2 protein-coding genes and 1 pseudogene are annotated in these 6776 nt (G+C 40.6%); all 3 read left to right on the top strand.

Annotated elements, in window-relative coordinates; genetic code table 11:
* The first annotated feature begins 330 nt into the window (after positions 1-330).
* Positions 331-1602 (top strand): RNA-guided endonuclease IscB, encoded by a 1272-nt coding sequence (iscB, locus tag F6J99_RS39345; RefSeq protein ID WP_293121533.1) that lies wholly within the window; start codon positions 331-333, stop codon positions 1600-1602.
* A 98-nt stretch (positions 1603-1700) separates the two neighbouring features.
* Positions 1701-1907, top strand: a pseudogene (locus F6J99_RS39340) (Tc toxin subunit A); the annotation flags it as partial.
* A gap of 42 nt (positions 1908-1949) precedes the next feature.
* Positions 1950-6776: hemopexin repeat-containing protein (locus tag F6J99_RS45905; protein WP_365975160.1), on the top strand; the 4827-nt coding region annotated here is incomplete at its 3' end.

The following is a 6776-nucleotide window of genomic DNA, read 5'->3' as shown; positions in this document are numbered from 1 at the left end:
GATTCATTGGAGCAAGCCGAAAGGCAAGCCTATTGGTTGAGGATACCTAAGAGCTGGGTGCGGTGAAAGTCGCACGCCCAGTTCGGAAGCGGAGGTGCCCTGGGTAATACCAGGCATCGACCGTAACTGAGAACTACGTTATTTCCAAGTGTTAATGTTCCTACCTAGGAATACGTAGCCAGTTCCTAGCTCTAGAACCCAATTGTTAAACAGATGTAGTTGAGTTAAATCAGTGCAATTGGGAGAGTACCGAGAAATAACCTTGACGTTCGCGAAGCGTGTGCGAAGCACTCGGCTAACTTAACCCTAGTAATAGGAGAGAACACAATTATGCGTGTCTTTGTACTCAACAAAAACCTACAACCTTTAGATCCATGTAGACCTGCGAGAGCTAGAATTTTACTTTCGACAGGAAAAGCAAAGGTTTATCGTCGTTATCCATTTACTATTATTTTGGTGGAGGAAATAAGTAATCCAGTAACTCACGAACATCAATTAAAAATAGATCCTGGTGCAAAAACAACTGGTTTAGCCGTCGTCCAAAGACAACGAGTTGTATGGGGAGCTGAACTTACTCATAGGGGTTTTCAAATCCGAGATAATTTAACTTCTCGTAGACAGTTAAGGCGTTCTCGTCGAAACCGAAAAACTCGATACCGCAAGCCTAGGTTCCTTAACAGAACCAGAGCAAAGGGTTGGTTAGCCCCTAGTCTGGTATCTAGGATTGAAAATAGTTTAACTTGGGTAAAAAAAATAATCCGATTCTGCCCTATCACCGGTATATCTCAAGAATTGGTTCGGTTCGATACTCAGAAGTTGCAGAATCCTGAACTATCCGGTATTGAATATCAACAGGGGACACTTCACGGCTATGAAATTAGAGAATATTTACTTGAAAAATGGAATCGTAAGTGTGCTTATTGTGGGGCAAAAGATACTAGATTAGAAGTTGAGCATATTAAGCCTAAATCTAAGGGTGGCTCTAATCGAATTTCTAATTTAACCCTTGCCTGTCATTCCTGTAACCAAGCAAAATCTAATCAAGATATTGAGCTTTTTTTAGCTAAGAAACCTGACCTCTCAAAACGTATACTAAGTCAAGCTAAACGTCCACTATCTGATGCAGCTTCCGTAAACATAACTCGTTGGAAGTTATATCACGATCTCAAATCAATAACATTGCCTGTTGAAGTGGGTAGCGGTGGATTAACTAAATTCAACAGATGCCGTCAAAATCTTCCTAAAACCCATTGGCTAGATGCAGCAAATGTTGGAAAAGTTGAAACATTGATTATTGAGGTAAATAATCCATTATTGATAACAGCAAAGGGACATGGTACTCGCCAGCTTTGTAGAACCAATAAATATGGGTTTCCCATTCGTTATTGTTCCAGACTAAAATTCCATAAAGGTTTCCAAACAGGAGATATTATTCGTGCTGTGGTAACTAAAGGTAAAAAAATTGGTACCTATGTGGGACGGGTCGCAACCAGAAAATCAGGTTCTTTCAATATCTCAACTAAATCAGGCTTGGTTCAAGGAATTAGTCACAAGTATTGTCAATTCATTCACAGGAAAGACGGTTATGCCTATACGAACTAAACCCTGTCCTCCCTTTCCTCTCACCGTTAACCCTGCGGGTATAACGGGAGTCTCCAGGGAGGCGGACAGATGAGTTTTCTCAACACCAGTTTGACGAGCGTCGCAGTGATATCAAGGAAATACTGCTGGATGCTAAAAATACGTTTGAGATGCTACCTTACCTGGATCGAGTCAATGAGATCCTAGCGTCTAAAATCAAGAACGATGGAAATGGTGAGGCATTTGAACAGATCCGTAAAGCAGTTTATCCCTTTAACCTGCCCCAAGATATTGACTACGCAACAGTCAAGGTCTATCTTCAGCATCTCGGTGTAAAAGCAGAGGAACTTTATAGATTGCTTGATGAGATGCCAAAGCAAGAGCTGTTGGCAAAAGCCTATTTAGGGATCTTAGAACAAGAGTGGGCGAGTCTGATCGAAACCCCTCGAACGGGCAATGATCTCGCACAGTGTTATGGCGTTGCTGATTTATCACACCTAAAGGTAGAGTCTAAGGATGCTCAAGGTAACAAGGTAATCGAAAATCATCTTGTAAGTGTAGATAAATTTATAAAAGCGACAAAGATCAGTGAACTAGAACTTCGAGAACTTTTATTTCAAAATCTTAATAAAAATAGTGAAAAACTTCAGGACGCTAATTTCTTCTGTAATAGCTCTCAAATAGGTGCTGCTAATCTAACTGAGGATGAACAAGCCATTGGGTGGAAAATTCAAGACTCTATATCACAGGATAAACAAAAGATTGAGTTCTGGTTAGACCGTGCCAACCGCTTCATCCGTCTCGCTAAGAAAACCGGGTTCACGTTTACCGAGCTGGATATCATCCTACGTACCTGCTGTAACAATCAGTTAAACGCAAAAACGCTTACCCGTATCGCAGTTGTTCACTGGCTAAAGGCTAAGCTGGAACTGGAAGTTGATGAGGTTTGTGCCTTGTTTGCTCAGATGAATATCCTCGGGCAAGGTAATGAGGAGATGCCCATTGACCTGTTTAACCGCGTTTACAATAACCCCTGTGCCATCGCCGATAAACACTATATCTGGAATCACGCCAATATTCCTCAACAATTTTCTGACCTAGGACTTTCCAGGATTGAAGTCACACTAGATCTTCTCGACTCATCCAATGATGGTTATCGAAAAAGGATTGCTCACTCTTTGGATTTACCTACCAAGCAACTGACCTACTTAATTAAAAAGTTTCGTAGCCACTGGGATAACGATCAGCTTTGGATCACTGCGAATGAAGAAAGGTCAATGCTTACGACTTTATACCGTGTGAGTAAGCTAGCCCATATCTGTGAGATTTCCCTAGAAGAGCTATTTATTATTTTCGATATCCTAGAAAAAGACCCCGCTGTTCGTCAATTTAAAAATTGCAACGTTTTAATAGACTTTAAGATCAAGGAGCGGGATTGTTATAAAATAATCTCCCAGGATAATGTAGAAAACGATAATGTAGAAAACGATAATGTAGAAAACGATAATGTAGAAAACTCCATGTGGTTGATTCAAGTCGTTTATGGATTGACCCAATGGATGCAAAAGAATGACTTTTCTGCCCATGACTTGTTAAAAATTACCAGTGGTGATTATGTCGATAAAATCGACTTGAAAAAAATTGATGACACCATGCCGGTTAAGAAAGTCAAAACCCAAAAGGAGATTGACGACCAAGAAAAACTAGCGTTATTCAATAGTTGGCATCAAGCTTTTAAAGCCTTGCATTTTAAAGAGTCTTTACTAAAAGAAGCTGGGCTGGACAACCGGACATCAAGGCTGGTTTACGAAACCTTAAGCGTCCGCGAATATCATCTGACGAAAAAAGAGCCTAGGCTGATTGACTTTGATGCTAATCTTGTCAAAAAAGCGGCCTTCGACGCTGTTAATAAAATTGACACCATTACACAGAAAGATTTCTTGGGCTTGGGGATTGGGGAAAAAATAGCCGATAAAATCTATGACAATTTGATTCATAAAGGTTACTTGGATACTCAAGGCAGGCTGATTCAAGACCAACTCACTAGCGATGTGACTGAATTCCACATTGATACAGAGTTTACCCCGATTCGGTCTGAGCTGTTCAATCAAATTAGCCAGCTACATCAAGACCATCATGATGTTTCCATTTATCCTTCCGATCTCAAACCCTTGGGGTTAGAAGAATTTGAATCTAGAGAGCTATACCATAATCTAATTTTTAACGGTTATATCGATGATCAAGGTGCCCTAGTTGAAAAGTCATTCTTCGAGGATTCTGATAATGAAGATAATTTTGAAGTTAATGCCAATATCGGTACCCAGTCAAAAGACGTATTCGAGATTCTGTCTAAGCGTAGTCAGGAGATAAAACTACACAAGATTGCGGTTAACAAAGGTATCTTTTCTGAGTTACCACTAACCGAACTCGAAGTGGATGATTTGATTGAAAATCTCAAGTTTAACGACTATATCGATGAAGATGGACATTTTGTCGATAACCTGAAACTAACTCAGCTCCCACTCAAAGATTTTTCCCTGGCGTTGCAATTCTATCCCCATAGAACAGCCATCTTATCAGCCTTAAAGCAACATATTGAAAAAAATCTGTCTAGTTATCTTCAGTTTAGCCGAGAGGATTTTCTTGAAGTTGGCGAAAATATTTTGGCCAGATGGTGTTTCCAGGCGGTAGACTATCACTTTCTAGAAGAGGGTAAAATAGCCGAAAAACATAAAGCATTTTTCAGAGAAGAAGAAAATTCCCAAAACTTCGATATTTGGTGGTCATTCGAGCCCACTGATAACCGGGTTGTGTTTAATACTTTGCGCAACATCGTACTGATATCAGACAAACACCAGTTAGTGGACTATCCACTAGATCAGCAGGGCTTCAGTAGCAGCGAAAAAGAGGCATTATTTGACCTGCTGATCAGTTTAGAGCACATCACCGATGACCGGAAAATCCCAGAGGATAAGCTGGACTATTTCCTAAATATCGACAATGCCCTGGCCATATCCCTAGAAGGATTTGAAGATTACAATAAAGATGTGTTCTTTTTATTGCATGCCATTGCTAAAGAGCAATCGGCGATGGTTAATCAGGTAGTTGGCCTGGTTAAAACCCTAGCTGAAACACAAGAAACCTTTATCTATAAACAGTTAAAGCAGACGTTTAACCTTAATGTGGATAGTATGCGAGTGATCTCTGCTGAGATGTTTAAAGGCAGTGATCATATTGCATCTGAATGGTTGTTACCCTTATTAAAGGCTGAAGATCTTCTGGGCAATATTACCAAACTGCCCAAAGAACAACGGTTCAATACTGCCTATGGCAGAACTCAACAGTTTGCCTTGCTGGCCAATAAACTCAAACTGACTAAAGAAGATATTGAGCTGGTCTTTCATGATCAAAGTTTAGTGGAGAAGTTTCCTGAAAAGCTGGAACTTCCCCAAAAACCTACAGCCATCACCACATTTGATGCCCTCCTGGAGAGCACCGATGGCAAGACCTACGTGTTCAAAGGTGACCGCTATTGGATTTATGATGGCATCACCTATGAATTAGAAGAAGAAGACGGAAAGGAACTTAAAGAACTTTCAGTTCACTTTGCCGGTAAAACCATTGATGCGGCATTTGTGGACAATAAAGAGCGCAACGTAATTATCGCAGGGGGAAAATACTATCAGCAAGCCAAAGATAGTAAAGTTTGGGAACTAAAAGAAAGAAAATGGGGTAAGCTCCATAATAACTTCCAGAACCTTGATAAAATCGATGCCGCTTATACCGATAGTAGTGGATACACCTATCTCTTTTCAGGGGAAGAATATGTTCGCCAATCAAATGGCAGCGACTATATCGACGAAGGCTATCCTAAAACTATTGCCAAACATTGGAAGAATGAGCCAGGCAACGAACAACTACCAAAACTATTTCAAGAATCCATAGATGCTGCCTTTGTCGGACATGATGGTAAGACCTACTTATTCAAAAACGATCAATTTGTCAGCTCAGAGGACCTGACTAAAGCCCAGAGTATTATGGCGAAGTGGGGGCGGACGCAAAATAATCTGAAAACCACCGGCAAAGTGGATGCGGCCTATATCGATGGTAGTCAGATCATGATCTTCTGCGGCGATCAGATATTTAGTTTTAAGGATTGCCTGGAAAATGATGGGGTGATGCCCTCAGAAGGGTTCCCTAAACTCATTAAAGAACACTTTAACAATCTTCCTGCTGAGTTCCACCAAGATATTGATGCGGCTTTTAAAGATAACAATCAAGTACTTTACCTATTTAAAGACAAAAAATATATAACCGTTGACTCAGCCGGTAATCGTAACGGCCCCGTAGAGATTAAGGAGAAATGGGGTAAAACCTTAAACCCCATAACCAATGGTAAAGTCGATGCCGCCTTTGTTGGTCTTGATGGCAAAACCTATCTCTTCAGTGGCAATCAGTATTTCCGTTATTCCAGCGATGACTATTCCGAAGTGGATGCAGGGTATCCGAAATCGATCAAACCAGACTGGGGGGGATTAGAACAAGTTAATGCGGCCTTCGTCTTGGATGGAAAGACGTATTTATTCGATAATTCTACTTCAAATAGCTATATTCGCTATTCAACCAATGACTACAAAGAGGCAGATAAAGATTATCCAAGAGCTGTGGAAAATAACTGGTGGAATCTGCCTCAGAACTTAATTGATGCCGGTTTTGCAGCCGTTGACGCGGTTTTCACCGATTACAATGGTAACCACTATCTATTTTCCGGCAACCAATTTATCCACTCTGGTGATATGCACCGTTGGTGGTCAGAACCCCAAAATATCAAAGATAAGTGGGATGATATTACCTTTGATACACTAGATGCCGCCTTTACTGGCAAAGACGGAAAAACTTATTTCTTTAAAGGCCAAGAGTATGTTCGTTTTTCCGACAAAGAGTTTTGTCATTTGGACAACGGCTATCCCAGAACAACTAACAAATTCTGGGGCAACATCAAAAATACTATTTTAGAAACCGGCAAGATTGATGCAGCGGTGCGACTGTATTCTGAATGGGAGGAGGAAGTTAAAAATTCCATCACCGGTAAACCTGAGACTCAAAAGCAAAGCGCAATTCATACCTATCTATTTTCCGGTCAACAATTCTTCCGATACACACATGACAAAGACGATAATAATCCCAAATACGAT

This window comes from Moorena sp. SIO4G3, from assembly GCF_010692305.1.
In the GTDB taxonomy this organism is placed as follows: Bacteria; Cyanobacteriota; Cyanobacteriia; order Cyanobacteriales; family Coleofasciculaceae; genus Moorena; species Moorena producens_A.
This window is presented reverse-complemented; position numbering and strand designations above follow the sequence as displayed.